Source organism: Streptococcus parasanguinis, from assembly GCF_901875555.1.
GTDB lineage: Bacteria > Bacillota > Bacilli > Lactobacillales > Streptococcaceae > Streptococcus > Streptococcus parasanguinis_H.
In genome coordinates this window covers 41,778-58,194 of the sequence record NZ_CABFMD010000003.1, presented here as the reverse complement: position 1 = coordinate 58,194, position 16,417 = coordinate 41,778, and the positions used below count along the sequence as shown (strand labels likewise).

Below are 16,417 nucleotides of genomic sequence, written 5' to 3'. Positions count from 1 at the left end.
CCATTATACCTAAATTATTACAAAAATCAAGTTTTTTTGTAATAATTGTAATTTTTTTGTAACATATTTTTGCATTTATAATACCAATCGTAATAGAGCGATCAAGACAATTCCAAACAAAACGGTTCCCATAAGGTTTTTGTAACGAAAGGCTACAAAGAGACTGGGAATTGTCACCATGAGGTCCAACCAGTGAAACTGCGGGAGACTTCCGATTTTCCCCTCTACTAAGCTTGATAAAACCAAGGCAAAGATAATGGAAATGGGCAGGTATTTAAGAAAGCGGGTCACAGGAGCCGGCAGTCCCTTGTATTTGACCAAGAGGAAGGGCAAGATCCGAGGAATCCAGGTTACGAGGGCTGAGGCCAGAATGGCCATAAAGATAGAACTATTCACGCGCATCACAGACCACCCCCACAAAACAGCCGATCAAGGTCGCAGCTAGCACAGCTAGCGGTTGCGAAACAAAAAAGAGGAAGAGAAAGAAACTCACTGCTACTGCTAAGAGCACCATGAGCATGGTCTTGGTCTTTTCTGTCAGTTGCATTCCTTGAAACTGGGCTGCAAAAATCCCAATAAACATAGCCACTAAGGCAAAATCAAGCCCAAAAGCCTTTGGATCAGGTAGGAGAGATCCCAGAGCTGTTCCGATAACTGTCGCACCGATCCAGGCCACATAACCCACTAGATTGTTCCCATGCATCCAAGGAACTGTGATGGTATCTGTCTTTAACTTCTCACTCAAGTAGACCCCATAACTCTCATCGGTCAGGAGGCTTCCAATCCCGATGGTATGAGCGAGGCTGGCATCCTTAAAGTCAGAGGAGGTATGCAGGCTCATCAACATATTCCGGAGATTGATCAAACACACGGTCAAGGCCATATTCAAGATCGAAGAGTGGGCCGCAATCAGAGAGATCATCGCAAACTGAGCCGCCCCAGCATAGACCAAGACACTCATCAAGGCCATCTCCAAAGGAGAAAGATAGGGAGACGCCACCACACCGCAAGCCAGGCCAATACTGATATAGCCTAGAGCTGTCGGCAGCGCATCCCTCACCCCCTGCCAAAAATCTTTTTCCATACTCTCATCCTTTCTGAATCATTGATCTCTATTATAACACAAGAAAAAAGCTCGAAAAAGGATCAACGAGAGAGAAAGCTTTATAATCCCTTCCCTCACTAATCTTTCATTCCCTCTATCATATCGAATTTTCTTGCCAATCGCAAATCCGCTACTAGTTGGTGAGTTTCCAGCAAAAAAGCCATTGGAATCGCACATCCAATTGGCTCCTTTTTCTTATTCAATTCCTTCAAAGGCGAGGCTTGGTTTGGCATTGAGGTCCCAGCCTGCGAAGTTTTCTTTGTTCCATTCACTAACACTGGCATAGGCAATCATCCCTGCATTGTCCCCGCAGAGACGCAGAGGAGGGATGATGACCTTGACATCTGTGATTTCAGAAGCCAAGCGTTCACGGAGACCTTGGTTGGCTGCGACCCCACCCGCAACGACTAGAGTCTTGACTGGATAGTTCTCCAGAGCCTTCTTTGTCTTGGCCATGAGAATGTCTAAGACGGCTGCTTGGAAACTCGCTGACAGGTCTGCATTGGAGAGACTTTCCCCTTTTTGTTGCGCATTATGGTGCAGATTGATAAAGGCCGACTTAAGCCCTGAAAAAGAAAATTCCAGATTGTCTTCCTTGATCATGGCCCGTGGGAAATCGTAGATATCAGATCCTTGGTGGGCCAGCTGATCAATCTCACGTCCTGCTGGGTAGGTCAAGCCCATCACGCGCCCGACCTTGTCATAAGCCTCTCCTACAGCATCATCACGGGTCTCTCCGACGATCTTATAATCCCCCGCTTCACTGACATAGACCAGCTCCGTATGTCCTCCACTTACCAGCAAGGCTAAGAGCGGAAATTCTAAGGGCTCGACGCTTTGAGCGGCCATCAAGTGCCCTGCCATATGATTGACAGGAATCAAAGGAAGGCCGTGCGCCCAGGCAAAGGACTTAGCTGCTGCTAGGCCGACTAAAAGAGCCCCAACCAGGCCTGGGCCGTAAGTAACTGCTACAGCGGTGACCTCGTCTTCTGTGATCCCCGCTTCTTCTAGGGCTTCTTCGATACAAGCCGTGATGACTTCCACATGGTGACGGGAGGCCACCTCCGGCACCACCCCACCAAAACGCTTGTGACTTTCGATTTGGCTGGCAATGACATTGGATAAGAGTTGGTCGTCATTTTTCAAGACAGCCACGCTGGTCTCATCACACGATGTCTCAAAAGCCAAAATATATCTATCTTTCATTCGGGTTCCTCTTCATAATCACGGCATCCTCTATGGGATCGTGATAGTAGTTTTTCCTCCGTGCAATTTCTTCAAAATGCATTTTTTTGTATAGGCCTTGGGCCGGTTGATTGGACACGCGCACTTCTAAAAAAATCTCTTTTTGATCCGGTAACTGCGCAAGTAACTGCTGGGCTAGGCCTTGCCCCTGAAAGGCGCGCTTAACCGCAATCTGCAAGACCTCAGCTTCATAGAGTGTCTCTTGAAGAGCGACAAACCCAAGGACTTGTCCTTCATCCATAGCTAGGAAATAGGAGGTCGATTCCTGCTCTATATCGGATTCAATCTGCTCCAGCTTCCAGGGACTAGCCTCATAGACATCTTCCATCACAGCGAGAATGGCGCCTGCATCCTGACTTCGCCCCTTTTTGATTTCTACTTTAATCATAGACGCTTGATGTAAGAGGTCGTCGTTTCCGTGTGGTCTTTGAGCCAATTTTCCTCTGCTTCGACCCGTTTCAGATAATTGGGAACAAAATCATGGAGGCTAGCAGGTGCTTGTTTGAGGCCGAGACGTCCGATTTTCACAGCATCTGGCAGGGTTTCAGAGAAAGTAGCCTTTGGCAGATGAGCTTGGATCTGTCCCTCAAAGGCTGTGACCTCTCCGACAAAGGTAACCTTGTCACTCGTCGCTGCACGCTCTAAGACCTCTTCAAACGGGAAATGCCCTTCTGGTGCGACCAGTTGATCTCCTTGGTAAAAGCCTGCATAGACATTGTTCCGACGAGCATCCATAATGGGTACGACCAAGCCTTCCAGATCTTCCGGCACGAGAGCTAAGAGACTTGAGACCCCAACCAAGTCAATCTTTAAGGTATGAGCCAGCGTCTTTGCAGTTGCGACCGCAATGCGTAGCCCAGTGTAACTCCCAGGACCTTCTGCCACCACGATCCGATCCAAATCCTTGGGCTTTAGATCAATTTGTTGCATCAAAAAATCAATGGTCGGCATCAAGGTCATACTATGGTTTTTCTTAATGGTGAGTGTTGTTTCTGCAAGTAGAGTCTCATCTTCTAAAATCGCTACAGAAAGAGCCTTACTCGAGGTATCAAATGCTAATAATTTCATTTCCTACTCCTCTTGAACTGCATTATATTATACTACAAATCCCCTTCAAATCCCAGTGAAACTATTCCCGACAGGAAGGATCGCGTCACAGAAAAACCCATCGAAATACCAAGCTATTATAGGGACGCCCCTTCCTCGTCTTGACGGGTGGATCTTTTACTTACAGGCGAATTTATGATATAATAATAATTAATTGTATCGAATCAGGTCTGCTAGTTGCGAGTAGGAAACTCTAGTGATTGCACTCCTTCGCAACCAACAAAATGGACCGAAATAATGAAAGGAAAATTACTTCATGATTTACAAAGTTTTTTATCAGGAAACAAAAGACCGGAACCCTCGTCGTGAAACGACACATGCACTGTATCTTGACATCGACGCACCAAATGAACGCGAAGGTCGCATCCAAGCCCGTCAATTGGTTGAAGCAAACACAGATTTCAATATCGAATTTATCACACCACTTTCTGAGCAACACCTTGCTTATGAGAAAGAGTCAGGTGCCTTTGAACTAACGGAGTACTAATCCATGGCTTATACCTTAAAACCTGAAGAAGTCGGTGTATTTGCCATTGGTGGACTTGGAGAGATCGGGAAAAACACCTACGGGATCGAATACCAAGATGAAATTATCATTGTCGATGCCGGGATCAAATTCCCAGAAGATGACCTCCTTGGAATCGACTATGTCATTCCGGATTACTCTTATATCGTAGACAATATCGATCGCGTCAAGGCCGTCCTCATCACTCACGGACACGAAGACCACATCGGGGGGATTCCATTCCTTTTGAAACAAGCCAATGTTCCGATCTACGCTGGACCTTTGGCCCTTGCCTTGATCCGTGGAAAATTAGAAGAGCATGGTCTCCTGCGCAATGCCAAACTCTACGAAATCAACCAAAACACTGAACTTCAATTTAAAAATCTTAAAGCAACCTTCTTCCGTACGACTCACTCAATTCCAGAACCTTTGGGGATTGTGATTCACACTCCTCAAGGTAAGATTGTCTGTACCGGAGACTTCAAATTTGACTTTACCCCTGTTGGGGAACCAGCTGACCTCCATCGTATGGCGGCCCTTGGAGAAGAAGGCGTTCTCTGTCTGCTTTCAGACTCTACCAATGCGGAAGTTCCAACCTTCACCAACTCTGAAAAAGTAGTTGGCCAATCCATCATGAAGATCATCGAAGGCATCCACGGACGTATCATCTTTGCCTCCTTCGCTTCGAATATCTTCCGTCTCCAACAAGCTGCTGAGGCGGCTGTCAAGACAGGCCGCAAGATCGTCGTCTTTGGACGCTCCATGGAAAAAGCCATCGTCAATGGGATCGAGCTAGGCTACATCAAAGTCCCTGCTGGAACCATTATCGAGCCAAATGAGATCAAAGACTATGCTGCCAATGAAATCCTGATCATGTGTACAGGAAGCCAAGGAGAACCCATGGCAGCCCTCTCTCGGATTGCCAACGGAACACACCGCCAAGTGCAACTCCAACCAGGAGACACTGTGATCTTCTCATCTAGTCCGATCCCTGGAAATACAACCAGTGTGAATAAATTAATCAATACGATTTCTGAAGCGGGAGTCGACGTCATCCACGGGAAGATCAACAACATCCATACATCTGGACACGGTGGTCAACAAGAACAAAAACTCATGCTCCGCTTGATCAAGCCAAAATACTTCATGCCAGTGCATGGTGAATACCGAATGCAAAAGATCCATGCAGGACTTGCCCAAGATACGGGTGTTGAAAAAGACAATATCTTTATCATGAGCAATGGTGATGTCCTAGCACTGACCGCAAACTCTGCCCGGATCGCAGGAAGCTTTAACGCCCAAGACATCTATGTTGATGGAAATCGTATCGGTGAAATCGGAGCTGCAGTCCTTCGCGACCGAAAAGACCTTTCAGAAGATGGGGTTGTCCTGGCTGTCGCAACGGTCGACTTTAAGTCTAAGATGATCCTAGCAGGACCAGATATCTTGAGCCGTGGGTTCATCTACATGCGTGAATCAGGAGATCTGATCCGTGAAAGCCAGCGCCTGCTCTTTAACGCGATCCGCATCGCCTTGAAGAACAAAGATGCCAATATCCAAACCGTTAATGGTGCGATTGTCAATGCCCTTCGTCCATTTCTTTACGAAAGCACAGAGCGTGAACCCATCATTATCCCAATGATTCTCACACCTGATGACGAACATTAAAAAAACAACCAGTTGAGACCCTGAGCTCAACTGGTTTTATTGTGACGTTTTGAAGAACAAAAAGAGAGTGGGACAGAAATCGTTAGAATTTGATTTCGTCGTCCCGCCTCCGCACAGCTTCAACAGTCTGGGAGACTGTTGAAGGTTGTAGATAAAGGAAACATAGTTTCCGTCAACATAGGGCATCTTTGAAGCTTAAAAGGCGAACAAAGACTTAGGATACTTGCTTCGCAAGTTCTATCCGCCACCTCAAAGCAGTGCTTTGAGCACTCAACCACTGCGTCTTGATCGACAATCCAAAAACAAGAAGAGGCTAGGACTTTTGTCCCAGGCTCTTTGCTCTTGTTGCTTAATAAAGGTCTAGATAATTATCCACTTCCCATTGGGAGACAAAGGTAGCATAGCTTGCCCATTCGATTCGTTTGGCTTCAAGGAAGCTGGTGTAGATGTGTTCACCCAAGGCAGCTTTCACCACTTCGTCTTCTGTCAAGGCTTTCAAGGCATTGTGAAGGGTTGAAGGAAGATCTGTAATGCCTGCAGCTCTGCGTTCATCCGGTGTCATTACATAGATATTTTCTTCGATCGGAGCAGGTGCTTCGATTTTGTTTTCGATACCGTGAAGGCCGACTTCAAGAAGCACTGCCAAGGCTACATAAGGGTTGGCCATTGGGTCTACGGATCGCAATTCCAAGCGAGTACCCATACCACGTGATGCTGGTACACGCACGAGTGGAGAACGGTTGCGTCCTGCCCAAGCGATATAAACGGGCGCTTCATATCCAGGAACCAAACGTTTATAAGAGTTAACCGTTGGGTTGGTAATCGCCGTAAAGTTGTAAGCATGCTTGATCAAGCCACCAAGGAAGTGGTAAGCTGTTTCCGACAATTGCATGCCCTTTGGATCTTCTGGATCAAAGAAGGCATTGTTGCCATCTTGGTCAAAGAGAGACATATTACAATGCATACCTGATCCGGCGATTCCAAATTTTGGTTTAGCCATAAAGGTTGCGTACAAACCGTGTTTACGAGCGATGGTTTTCACAACAAGCTTGAAGATTTGAATCTTATCACAAGCGCGAAGCACTTCATCATATTTAAAGTCGATTTCATGCTGACCAACGGCTACTTCGTGGTGACTGGCTTCTACTTCAAAGCCCATCTTGGTCAAGACATTGACGATTTCACGACGAGTGTTATCTGCGAGGTCTGTAGGAGCCAAGTCAAAATAGCCGCCTTTGTCGTTTACTTCAAGAGTTGGATCTCCATTTTCGTCTAACTTGAAGAGGAAGAATTCAGGTTCTGGACCAAGGTTAAAGGATTTGAATCCAAGTTCTTCCATATGACGAAGGGCACGTTTCAAATTCCCACGAGGGTCCCCTGCAAATGGTTTGCCTTCTGTTGTATAGACATCACAGATCAAACCAGCTACACTACCATTTTCATCTCCCCATGGAAAGACTGTCCAAGTATCCAGATCTGGGTACAAATACATATCTGACTCATTGATACGAACAAATCCTTCGATCGAAGAACCATCAAACATAGCTTTGTTTGAAAGAACCTTGTCCAGTTGCTCATCGGTAGCTGGAATTTCGACGTTTTTCATGGTTCCCAAAATATCAGAGAACATTAAACGAATAAAAGTAACATTTTTTTCTTTTACTTCACGGCGAATATCTGCAGCAGTAATTGACATTTTTGTCTCCTTAAAATAGATTACAAGCTTATGAAATGATCAACGAAATTGACCATATGGCGATGGGGAAGATGTGAAGCGACTTTGCTGAATAATGTCACGATGAAGAGCCTTACGAATCTCTTCTTGACTGACAACCTTGGTTTGCTCTTGCTCTTTTTCCGCATATTTCTTCTTGATATCCGCAATATTCAAACCATCTGAGATATAATCTTTGATCTCAAGCAGGCGGTCCATATTGTCCAATGAATACATACGGCGATTGCCTTCTGTCCGATCAGGAGAAATCAATCCCTGATCTTCATAATAACGAATCTGGCGAGCTGTCAAGTCGGTCAGCTTCATAACACTTCCAATTGGAAAGACTGCCAGTGAGCGTCGTAATTCCTTTTCCTTCATACCACTCCTCTTTCTATTCTATTATATCGAAAAAAAAACCTATGTCAAGATTAAATGTTATATAATCTTACATAGGTTTTTTGTGCTTCTTGAGGTAATCTCGAATGCGATCAACATCCGAATTGACCAAAATCGCAACGAAAACGCCAATAAAGGTCTCAAATATTCGGGCGAAAACATACAAGAAGGTTTCTCCGTTAGGAATCGAGAGGGTAATGATCAGCATGGCCGCAACTCCTCCAATAATTCCTGCTTTATTATTCATAGCGACATTTGTCATAATGGTTAACATGGTCGCAATGGGTACAAAAATAAGAGTCACCCAATACGCTCCATGAAAGAGCGCTTTTAAAAGGAAGAACAATACAGCATAAAAACCTCCGATACTGTTGCCCATGACACGCGAAGCCCCAAAGTGGACACTCTTATCAAAGTCTTCCCTCAAACTAAAAACAGCTGTCAAAGTCCCGATCTGAAGGCCTCGCCAGCCAAATATTCCAAAAATAAGTAGCACAATAAAAACGGCAATCCCTGTTTTAAAGGTTCTCATCCCCAAACGGAATTTGGACCAATCAAATTTGTGTCGTTTAAAGTAATCCATGGTCACCTATCTTTCTATTTCTATTATTCTACCATATTTTCAGAAAGGAGAGAACAGATATCAATAGAAATAAAAAAGAGAGTGGGACAGAAATCGGTCATTCGTTAGAATTCGATTTCGTCGTTCCACCTCTGCACAGCTTCAACAGTCTGGGAGACTGTTGAAGCTTGCAGATAAAGGAAACATAGTTTCCATCAACATAGGGCATCTTTGAAGCTTAAAAAGCGAACAAAGACTTAGGATACTTGCTTCGCAAGTTCTATCCGCCACCTCAAAGCAGTGCTTTGAGCACTCAACCACTGCGTCTTGCTCGACAATCCAACATCAAAAAGAGGCTAGGACTTTTGTCCCAGCCTCTTCATTTATTCAAATTGACTTATTTATCAGTAAGAGCAGCCAATCCTGGAAGTTCTTTACCTTCAAGGAGTTCCATAGATGCACCACCACCAGTAGAGATCCATGAGAACTTGTCTGCACGGCCAAGGTTGATCGCAGCAGCAGCTGAGTCACCACCACCAATGATTGATTTAACGCCTGGTTGTTTCACGATAGCGTCCATCACACCGATTGTACCAGCTTGGAAGTCAGGGTTTTCAAATACACCCATAGGTCCGTTCCAAACAACTGTTTTCGCACCAGTCAATTCTTGGTCGAATTTAGCGATTGATTTAGGACCGATATCAAGACCAAGGAATCCTGGATCTACTGCTTCACCTTCAGTGTCTTTCACTTCAGTGTAGTCAGCAAATGCGTTTGCTTCTTTTGAGTCAACTGGCAAGATCAATTTGCCGTTTGATTTTTCAAGAAGAGCTTTCGCCACATCCAATTTGTCTTCTTCTACAAGTGAGTTACCAATTTCGATACCTTGAGCTTTGTAGAATGTGTAAGTCATCCCACCACCGATAAGGACTTTATCAGCTTTTTCAAGAAGGTTTTCGATAACACCGATCTTGTCAGATACTTTTGATCCACCAAGGATCGCTACGAATGGACGTTCTGGAGCTTCAACTGCTTCTTTGATGTAAGCAATTTCGTTTTCAAGAAGGAATCCAGCAACAGCTTTATCAACGTTTGCTGAAATACCAACGTTAGATGCGTGTGCACGGTGAGCAGTACCGAATGCATCGTTTACGAAGATACCATCTCCAAGTGATGCCCAGTATTTACCAAGTTCAGGATCATTTTTAGATTCTTTCTTGCCATCAACATCTTCGAAACGAGTGTTTTCAACCAAGAGAACTTGTCCATCTTCAAGAGCATTAACAGCTGCTTCCAATTCAGCACCACGTGTAACACCTGGGATAAATTTCACTTCTTGACCCAATTTAGCAGCCAAGTCAGCAGCTACAGGAGCAAGTGATTTACCTTCTTTATCTGCTTCTTCTTTTACACGTCCAAGGTGAGAGAAGAGGATTGCACGTCCACCTTGTTCAAGGATGTACTTGATAGTTGGAAGAGCTGCAGTGATACGGTTATCGTTAGTGATCACACCATCTTTTACAGGAACGTTGAAGTCAACACGAACGAGAACTTTTTTCCCTTTCAAGTCAACGTCTTTAACAGTCAATTTTGCCATTAGATATGACTCCTTCTTTTTTTATTACATGATAATTATATCACAAAAGCTGTAAAAGAGATAGCAAAATTCGATGCTTTTCCCCTCTAATTCGCAGTATCCGAACGACACTCTTAGATAAGAATCTAAACAAGATCAAACCTCCCTGGTTTTCACCAGAGAGGTTTTTTTGAGAGTGACTTTTTAAAAGAACGAAAGAATTCTGTAAAATGCTTACTCTTCTTTCTTCTTACCAGCCAAGAGGAAGCCGCCTAAGGCTGCCAAGAGAACAGCTTCAGCTGCAAAGGAAGCTTCTTGGCTTGCCGTATTTGGTAAGTGTTCGGTTTGACTTTCTTTGCTTGCATCTTTTGTTTCTTGCTGAACTGTTGGCTGTGAGTTCGCTCCTTGGTGGGTACTTAACAACTGATGGACATCTTGATCGACCACATCCTTGTGATCCCCCTCTTGATAACTTGGTTGAGTAGAAATCGTTGGGGCCAACTGATCCACTTGAGATGACTCTGTAGGCTTCAGTGGATTAGCCGAATCTGGAGTCATTGGGGTAGCTGGTTGGACTGGTTGATTTGGTTGAACAGGCTGATCTGGTTTAGCCGGTTCTTCTGGTTGGATCGGTTGATCTGGTCTTTCCGTTTTTGCTGGCTTATAGACAATCGCATAGTGGGTAAAGTGAGGAGCTGTAAAGATGACCACATCTCCAACTCTCTCAAAGGCCAAGGATTGAGGAGCTTGACCTTCTGGGAAGAAGAGGACTTGCTCCACTTCTTTATCCTTATCCACAGGGATTTTCACAAGGGACGGATGGTGCGTATCGATATCTTGACCGCTTGCATCTATGCCTTCAATATCAAAGACGATTCCTTCTCGACCCTTCATCTCTTCTCTTTCTGCCTGATTGGCTTCAACTTTCGCGACTTTTAATCCTTTAATAGCAGTAGGCTCTAAGTTGGAGAATTGAACTTCGACTCCAGTCGCAGGGTCTACAAAGACCGCTGGCTTATCTTCTTTCAGGAGCGCAATCAAGGTCTCTAGACCTGTTTTTGCAGTTGCGAGCGCTTCAGGAGTGAGTTTTGAAGAATCTAGGAGTTCTTTATTTTTCTCAACCAGTTCCTGCAAAGCCTCTCCAGAAGGGTGATTTGGCTTGCTTGCTAATAGAGCAGTCGCTTCAGTTGTTAGGGCAGAGAGAGCTTCTTTTTCTTTTGTTAGATTAGCTTGTCCATCCAAGGCTTTCAAGAGAGCGGTCAATTGGTTCAACTGCTCATTGACTTGATCTTGAGTGATGGTATCATGCTCTTTCAAGACTTTTTCAGAAGCAGCCATTCCAGCCAGCAAAGCTTCTTTGACTTCAGGAGTCGCAAAGGTAAAGTCTACTTTGGCTTTTGTTGCTTCAGCTTCAGCCAATTTTTGCTTGAGGTATTCATCGTTGAGAACTGGTTTTGGATTCACAAGAACATCAAAGCTTGTGCTAGCTCCATTGTAATGGACTGTGATGGTTTGACGACCTTCCTTAGTCGTATCAAAGCCAGTCACTTCCACACCTTCATCTGTCAAGGCATGCGTTTCGGTCGTTTCATCTTCAAAGACGACTGTAAAGCGTCCACCCTCTTTCTCTAATGCTTCTCCGACAATATATTCCACTTTTGGTTTATCGATCAATTCTAGACCAGCGACTGCTTTTTCACCTGCTTCCTCTGAACTGACCACAAAAACAGTGAGAGTCTTATCCAATTTCTGACCAAGGTAAGAAACTTCCAGGTGTTGTTCTCCAAGCTTGCTACTGTCAAATCCACGAATCTCTATACCTGAGTTGGTGAGATTGACCAGTTGATCTGCTTGGCCATCTTTATAATGAACACGAAGTGTGGCTCCTTTCAAGGAAAGGGCATCGCCTTCTCGATAGACCTTCTTAGTCAATCCATCTTCGAATTGGAGTCCTGCAATCTCTTTATCATTCTTTGGAACTTCGATCGCCAAGACATTACTGATATCTTTACCAGGTTCTTGCGCACGATAGTAGAGAAGAGATGGGGTTGATTTAAAAGCCAGTGGTTTAAAGATGAGATTACCAGCTTGATCAGCTGTCATGGTCGCAATTGGGCTAGTGGCTTCTTTATCCGCATAAAGGGTCAGTGTGGTATTGGCCGGGACATCTTTGAAACCAACTTGAACAAAATGATTGCCTAGGTTTTGCGCTGCAGCATGTTTCATCGGGATGTTGACCGTTTCAGTATCCAGACTTTCATACATCTTCCAGTTGTAAATCCGGATGGCTTGCCATGGGGTTCCGTTATCTGCCGTGATGACATGGAGACGCCAGTCTTGAGCCTTGATCGGATGGTCGAGTGTAATGTCAGATACATGGGCTTTATTGCCACGAACTTCTTTTGCTAATTTCCACTCACCAGCTTCGTCCTTGTAGTAAAGGTCGAAGTCACGGGTATTCATTTTGCCATCATCGACCGATTCCCCACCAGCACCAGCATGATCCATCACCCAACGAATAATGGTCCGAGGTTGTGTCAAGCGGATATCGACGGTTCCGCTCAATTGAGCAGATGACCATTTATCTGAAAGACTGGTAATGGTGCCATTTAACATACCTTCAATACCTTCACTACCATCCGCATCTGGGAAGCTCGAACCGATCACTTTGGCTCCGATGACCACATTTGGCGCTAAAGCTTTTGGTAGACTGGTATCTGACACGGTCATGCCCCAATCAAAGGCTACAGTTCCCGCATCTGAACGTTGACCGTTCTTTCCAACTACCACAACCTTGAGTTCCTGAGTAGTCCCTTCAGCTCTTGCTGAACGACTAACTTTTGGTAGATAGACGGTTGTCGCAGAAGACCCTGTTAAGAGACGCCAGTTGTCGCCATCTTTTTCATAGACTTCATAATAATCCGCATCTGCTACCCCTTTAAAATTGAGAACTGCTTCTGCTTCTTGCGCATTTTGTAGACGTTTTGCTCGAACAGTTACTTCTGCTGGAGTCGCTGGTTTCTCTTGGTTTGACGTAATCGACAATTGGCCAAGATTAAATTTGTAGTCTTTGACATCCGTATCATGGTCAAAGAACATCTTCACAGCATAAATGGTCTTGCCAGCCAAACTTCCCAAATCAAAGGTTTGAGTAGACCAATCCGCACTCGGTGTCAATTCTTTCCATTCGTATTCAGAGTAGTCTTCTTTTGTAGCAACAGCAACCCTAACAGCAGCTCCGACCCCACCTTTATGACTGACGCTCAATTTTGTCGTTTCTGTCACAGGAATCTTGGTCGAATAGAGCATGACGTTTTGACGGCTATTGGCTTTTAAATCTCCTTCAAAGGCTAGAGAATTTCCTCCATTGTAGGCTTGATCAAAATCATAGCGACCTTTTAATGGTGTACTATCTTCACTATGCTCTACCCACCAACGCCATGTTGGAAGGTAGCCAGAAACAGAACGGTAGTTCCATTCCCCTTCTTTAGAAATCTTGCCATCCACAAACCAGTGTTTTCCGTGTCCAGTATTGAAGGAAGTATTAAAATCTTCACTAGTGATTGGGGTTTTGTCCACAACCAAATTAGACATTCCATACCAAGATTGGTCTGCTGGTTTTCCTTTGGTCGGATCTCCTTGGAAACCAGTCCAGAATAGATCTTCATGGGTATGGTAACCTTCTCCAGTCTTTCCTAGACCTGTAATAGTGTCAGGTGCATAAAGACCAAGGGATAGACGCAACTTGCCATGTTCATCTAAAATGGCATTCCAGTCTACATTAGTCTTATAAGAGCCTCCTTTTTGAAGTTCGAGACCCGCTAAAACATCATAAGGATTCCGGTTAATCCATTTAGCTGTGCTGATCGAATAATCTACTTCTGATTTACCCCAGTTGAAGTTGGCAAAGAAGGTATCAACTGGATTTTCCCCATTTTCTGGCTGCATGAAATTGTAATTGTATTCTCCAAGTGCATTCTCATGGTAACGGCCATATTCATACGTCATAGCATCATACCAGGAATACTTAATCGGATAGTTGAGACTCTTCGCATATTCCTTGGTATAAAGAAGGAAATCTCTCAATTTTGGACCCAATGGTTGTACAAGATTTCCGGTTGTTTCTTGGTTGATAAAATAGCCATCAAAACCATAGTACTTGGCAAGTTCGACTAATTTACGGGCGATCGGGAAAGTTTTAGATCCTTCACTATCTTCTTTCAAGGTTTCTGCAAAATGTTCTTGATCCTTGATGCTGCTAGACCAGTTATAAAAGATTGTTCCATAAATAGGAACCCCATTTCGGTGGGCAGCATCGATCACATCTGCTGATGGAACCAGACCTTCCCAAAAGACCATGGAATCCAAATATTGCCAGTAATCAAAAGCATAGGCCTTAAACTCTTCCCCACCGACAGACGCATGATCCTTGGCTTTGGAGTTCATATTTGACAGTGCTTGGATCTTCGCTTCAGGGTTGGCTTGCACATTAATTTGTTTCCCTTGAAAACGACTTGCAAGTGGAACGCTTGCTCTGTTCAAATCATCATCTACTCGTGTTCCAGGTTCCCACTTCAAGAGATCATCCCAGGTATCAAACTTAACCTCTTTTGGTCTTAATTGTTTTTCTTCATTGGTTGGTAAATCGGGCACTTTCTCAGTTGCAACTTTTGGTTTTTCAGTCTCTGAAACAGCTGGAGTTTCAGTAGTCGAAGAGCTAGCTTCTGTACCTGTAGGACTAGCCTCTGGAGTGACCGCTTCTGCTGTGGCTGGTTTTGCAGGATCAACTGTAGGAAGTGCTGCATCCGCTGTATAGACGCCTGCTTCTCTCACCAAATGATTGACATCTTCGGTCCTTGCTGAAGATGCTTCTAAGGCTTGTTCACTAGTAGAAACTGCCTCATCTGCAGAGACAGCTCCTGTTCCTAAAAATGCTAATCCAATCAATGCAGAACAAACTCCCACACTAAATTTTCGTATACTAAATCGTTCTTTCTTTTCAAATAGATGACCTTTCATTTTGACCTCCTTGAATGGATTTTTTTCTTTTTCTTGAGCGATTTCCATTGGCTCCTTTCCCTGCGGCTTGCAATCGCTTTCATTACCTTGTATTAGAAATCTAAAATCAAGAATAGGATACCTAATCCAATTAACACTGTCAATCTATTTTGGGGATTCCTATAATATGATGAGAAAACCCTAAAAAAAGTACAAAAAAAGAGGAGGTTTCCCTCCTCTCATCATACGCATGAATTATTTAGCAATTTTTGCGAAGTATTCAAGAGTACGAACAAGTTGTGAAGTGTAAGACATTTCATTGTCATACCATGAAACAACTTTAACCAATTGTTTACCGTCAACGTCAAGAACTTTAGTTTGAGTTGCGTCAAACAATGAACCGAATGACATACCTACGATATCAGAAGATACGATTGGATCTTCAGTGTATCCGTATGATTCGTTAGAAGCTGCTTTCATAGCTGCGTTTACTTCATCAACAGTAACGTTCTTATCAAGAACTGCTACCAATTCAGTTACTGAACCAGTTGGAACAGGAACACGTTGAGCAGCTCCGTCCAATTTACCGTTCAATTCAGGGATAACCAAACCGATTGCTTTAGCAGCACCAGTTGAGTTAGGAACGATGTTAGCTGCAGCAGCACGAGCACGGCGAAGGTCACCTTTACGGTGTGGTCCGTCAAGAACCATTTGGTCACCAGTGTAACCGTGGATAGTAGTCATCAAACCTTCAACGATACCGAAGTTGTCATGAAGAGCTTTAGCCATTGGAGCCAAACAGTTTGTAGTACATGAAGCACCTGAGATAACTGTTTCAGTACCATCAAGAATATCGTGGTTAGTGTTAAATACGACTGTTTTAACATCTGATCCACCAGGAGCAGTGATAACAACTTTCTTAGCACCACCAGCATGCAAGTGTTTTTCAGCAGCTGCTTTAGTAGCAAAGAAACCAGTTGCTTCAAGAACGATTTCTACACCGTCGTTAGCCCAGTCGATTTGTTCTGGATCGCGTTCAGCAGAAACTTTAACGAATTTACCGTTAACTTCGAATCCACCTTCTTTAACTTCCACAGTACCGTCGAAACGACCTTGAGTTGTATCGTATTTCAACAAGTGTGCAAGCATAACTGGATCTGTAAGGTCGTTGATGCGAGTAACTTCAACACCTTCTACGTTTTGGATACGACGGAAAGCAAGACGTCCGATACGACCGAAACCGTTAATACCAACTTTAACTACCATTCGTGATTTCCTCCTTATGAAAATCAAAAAATTTTTATGTGAAAAGAGTAACTTGACACAGCGCCAAACATCTTTTAACAGTTACTATTATATACTTTATTACATTAAAAAGCAACTATTTCCCTACGAAAAGCAAGAATTATCATCGGTCAGAACCTTTTTTATTAAAGTTTTTTCACAAAGGCCTGATCGATAGGAAGAGCCTTTTTTACTAGTACTCACTTTTGGAACAAACAAAAACTCTTCCCAAAATGGGAAGAGTTTTTTAGTTT

The 16,417-nt window shown here is 43.9% G+C and carries 13 protein-coding genes; 2 read left to right on the top strand and 11 right to left on the bottom strand.

Annotated features, from left to right (window positions below; all coding sequences use genetic code 11):
• Nucleotides 1-75: 75 nt before the first annotated feature.
• The 5 genes from JX304_RS01100 to tsaB form a co-directional block, all read right to left on the bottom strand.
• A complete protein-coding gene (locus JX304_RS01100) occupies nucleotides 76-402 on the bottom strand; it encodes an AzlD domain-containing protein (RefSeq protein ID WP_239649389.1) in 327 nt (108 codons plus the stop codon).
• The gene (locus JX304_RS01095) at nucleotides 389-1,084 is read right to left on the bottom strand and encodes an AzlC family ABC transporter permease (RefSeq protein WP_205010876.1); all 696 of its coding nucleotides are present in this window, start codon (nucleotides 1,082-1,084) and stop codon (nucleotides 389-391) included. The genes JX304_RS01100 and JX304_RS01095 overlap by 14 nt, the downstream gene beginning before the upstream one ends.
• Before the next feature lie 216 nt (nucleotides 1,085-1,300).
• Nucleotides 1,301-2,311 (bottom strand): tRNA (adenosine(37)-N6)-threonylcarbamoyltransferase complex transferase subunit TsaD, encoded by a 1,011-nt coding sequence (tsaD, locus tag JX304_RS01090; RefSeq protein WP_205010875.1) that lies wholly within the window; start codon nucleotides 2,309-2,311, stop codon nucleotides 1,301-1,303.
• A complete protein-coding gene (gene rimI, locus JX304_RS01085) occupies nucleotides 2,301-2,738 on the bottom strand; it encodes a ribosomal protein S18-alanine N-acetyltransferase (protein WP_205010874.1) in 438 nt (145 codons plus the stop codon). The genes tsaD and rimI overlap by 11 nt, the downstream gene beginning before the upstream one ends.
• A complete protein-coding gene (gene tsaB / locus JX304_RS01080; protein WP_205010873.1) occupies nucleotides 2,735-3,418 on the bottom strand; it encodes a tRNA (adenosine(37)-N6)-threonylcarbamoyltransferase complex dimerization subunit type 1 TsaB in 684 nt (227 codons plus the stop codon). The genes rimI and tsaB overlap by 4 nt, the downstream gene beginning before the upstream one ends.
• A 295-nt stretch (nucleotides 3,419-3,713) precedes the next feature.
• Here tsaB and JX304_RS01075 point away from each other — a divergent pair, with 295 nt between their 5' ends.
• Nucleotides 3,714-3,944, top strand: a complete 231-nt coding sequence (locus JX304_RS01075) for a DNA-directed RNA polymerase subunit epsilon (RefSeq protein ID WP_003008866.1) — start codon at nucleotides 3,714-3,716, stop codon at nucleotides 3,942-3,944.
• A gap of 3 nt (nucleotides 3,945-3,947) precedes the next feature.
• Nucleotides 3,948-5,630 carry a ribonuclease J1 gene (rnjA, locus tag JX304_RS01070; RefSeq protein ID WP_205010872.1) on the top strand — a complete coding sequence of 561 codons (1,683 nt, stop codon included), beginning with the start codon at nucleotides 3,948-3,950 and terminating at the stop codon, nucleotides 5,628-5,630.
• Nucleotides 5,631-5,979: 349 nt separating this feature from the next.
• Here the strand turns inward: rnjA and glnA are convergent, their stop codons facing one another.
• The 6 genes from glnA to gap form a co-directional block, all read right to left on the bottom strand.
• Complete coding sequence (glnA, locus tag JX304_RS01065) at nucleotides 5,980-7,326, bottom strand: type I glutamate--ammonia ligase (RefSeq protein ID WP_205010871.1); 1,347 nt, start codon at nucleotides 7,324-7,326, stop codon at nucleotides 5,980-5,982.
• A gap of 39 nt (nucleotides 7,327-7,365) precedes the next feature.
• Nucleotides 7,366-7,725, bottom strand: coding sequence for a MerR family transcriptional regulator (locus JX304_RS01060; RefSeq protein WP_205010870.1), 360 nt, complete (start codon nucleotides 7,723-7,725; stop codon nucleotides 7,366-7,368).
• A gap of 67 nt (nucleotides 7,726-7,792) precedes the next feature.
• Complete coding sequence (locus tag JX304_RS01055) at nucleotides 7,793-8,326, bottom strand: FUSC family protein (RefSeq protein WP_205010869.1); 534 nt, start codon at nucleotides 8,324-8,326, stop codon at nucleotides 7,793-7,795.
• A 376-nt stretch (nucleotides 8,327-8,702) separates the two neighbouring features.
• Complete coding sequence (locus tag JX304_RS01050; RefSeq protein ID WP_003008876.1) at nucleotides 8,703-9,902, bottom strand: phosphoglycerate kinase; 1,200 nt, start codon at nucleotides 9,900-9,902, stop codon at nucleotides 8,703-8,705.
• Between the two features lie 213 nt (nucleotides 9,903-10,115).
• Nucleotides 10,116-14,900 (bottom strand): endo-beta-N-acetylglucosaminidase, encoded by a 4,785-nt coding sequence (locus tag JX304_RS01045; RefSeq protein WP_205010868.1) that lies wholly within the window; start codon nucleotides 14,898-14,900, stop codon nucleotides 10,116-10,118.
• 234 nt (nucleotides 14,901-15,134) lie between these two features.
• Nucleotides 15,135-16,145 (bottom strand): type I glyceraldehyde-3-phosphate dehydrogenase, encoded by a 1,011-nt coding sequence (gap, locus tag JX304_RS01040; protein WP_000260673.1) that lies wholly within the window; start codon nucleotides 16,143-16,145, stop codon nucleotides 15,135-15,137.
• Between the last annotated feature and the right edge of the window lie 272 nt (nucleotides 16,146-16,417).